At 62.3% G+C, this 1160-nt stretch carries 3 protein-coding genes; 1 reads left to right on the top strand and 2 read right to left on the bottom strand.

Going from position 1 to position 1160, the window contains the following annotated elements:
* On the bottom strand, positions 1 to 274 hold a 274-nt coding region (locus tag ACSFA3_RS24805; protein WP_435508017.1), incomplete at its 3' end, for a hypothetical protein.
* 125 nt (positions 275 to 399) lie between these two features.
* A complete protein-coding gene (locus ACSFA3_RS24800) occupies positions 400 to 639 on the bottom strand; it encodes a hypothetical protein (protein WP_435462596.1) in 240 nt (79 codons plus the stop codon).
* Between the two features lie 178 nt (positions 640 to 817).
* On the opposite strand from ACSFA3_RS24800, the gene ACSFA3_RS24795 reads away from it, so the two are divergent.
* Positions 818 to 1138, top strand: coding sequence for a type II toxin-antitoxin system RelE/ParE family toxin (locus ACSFA3_RS24795; RefSeq protein WP_435508016.1), 321 nt, complete (start codon positions 818 to 820; stop codon positions 1136 to 1138).
* Positions 1139 to 1160: the final 22 nt, after the last annotated feature.

Raw genomic sequence — 1160 nt, 5'->3', positions numbered from 1 at the left:
CGCGACGTTCTTCCCAGCGGGATCCAGGCTCGTAGTAGACGGGTGCCGGGACGGAGTATGCCGGCTGCGCGGGTTGGTAGTAGGTCGGGGCCGGGCGCGAGTAAACAGGCGCGGGCTCGTAGTAGACCGGTGCGGGCTCGCTCACGACCAGGCCGGGGACGCCGACGCCAATGGACCAGCTCGTGCCCGCATTGGCCGATGCGGCGATGAACAAGGCACCGGCAGCGACGAAGCCTGCGGCAACCAGCTTGAGAGCAGCTCGGGGAAAAGTCATTTCATCTCCTGAAGGGCGAGAAATAGCCCTGATGCGTGTCCAACGGCCGGCCATGTGCCACCGCGTACATCGTTACTGTGAAGAACGTTCCCAAACGTCACGCCACGAACTTTCAGGGCGAAGTGTCACTGGCGCGCGTCAGGTGCGCCGGTCAATGCCCGCACCCCGATACGCATCTCAGATTCGCCGATGGTGAACAGCGGCGAGTGGTTCGTCGGGCCGGCGCGGTCCGGATAAGGCGAGGCGTTGAGGATCCAGAAGACCACCGGCACGCCCGTGGTGCCGAACGCGCCGAAATCCTCCGACCCCATCGACGGCAGGATTTCCGCGACCTTGTCCTTGCCCGCCGCGGCCTCCAGCCCCATCGACGAGGGTCAGGGTGGGTGATCGTCCTTTCCGTAAATTGGTACGCTTTGCTCATCGCACCAGCTCGCTTGATCGAGCCAGCGAGCGTGTCGAGGCGCGGTGAAATGCCGCCTCTCTCCAGTCGGACCACTTGGAGTGGCGGTTGCATGGCTGTATCCTTCCGGCTACAATACCTCCATGTTCACGGTCATCGAAACCGATGAGTTCTCCGAGTGGCTTGCGGGTCTGAAGGATGGCATGACGCGCATCCCACTGGCCCGTCGGCTCGACAAAGCACGCCGAGGGAACCTCGGCGACGTAGAGCCCGTCGATGAAGGTGTTTCCGAGATGCGTGAGTTCTTTGGCCCCGGCTGGCGCATGTATTTCATTGAGCAGGATGGGGCCATCATCGTCATGCTGGGTGGTGGCGGCAAGTCGACCCAGCAGCGCGACATTGAACGAGCCAAAAAGATGGCTCTGGAGTTGCGAAATGAGCAAGATCAAGACCCGTCCATTTGACATCGCCAACTACCTCGCCAGC

The sequence above is a fragment of the Variovorax glucosi genome, assembly GCF_051216695.1.
Classification (GTDB): domain Bacteria; phylum Pseudomonadota; class Gammaproteobacteria; order Burkholderiales; family Burkholderiaceae_C; genus Variovorax.
This window is presented reverse-complemented; position numbering and strand designations above follow the sequence as displayed.

Bases quoted from the DNA above. Each gene is read 5' to 3' on its own strand.
- ACSFA3_RS24795 (WP_435508016.1), top strand. From the start codon at position 818: ATGTTCACGGTCATCGAAACCGATGAGTTCTCCGAGTGGCTTGCGGGT.
- ACSFA3_RS24800 (WP_435462596.1), bottom strand. From the start codon at position 639: ATGGGGCTGGAGGCCGCGGCGGGCAAGGACAAGGTCGCGGAAATCCTG.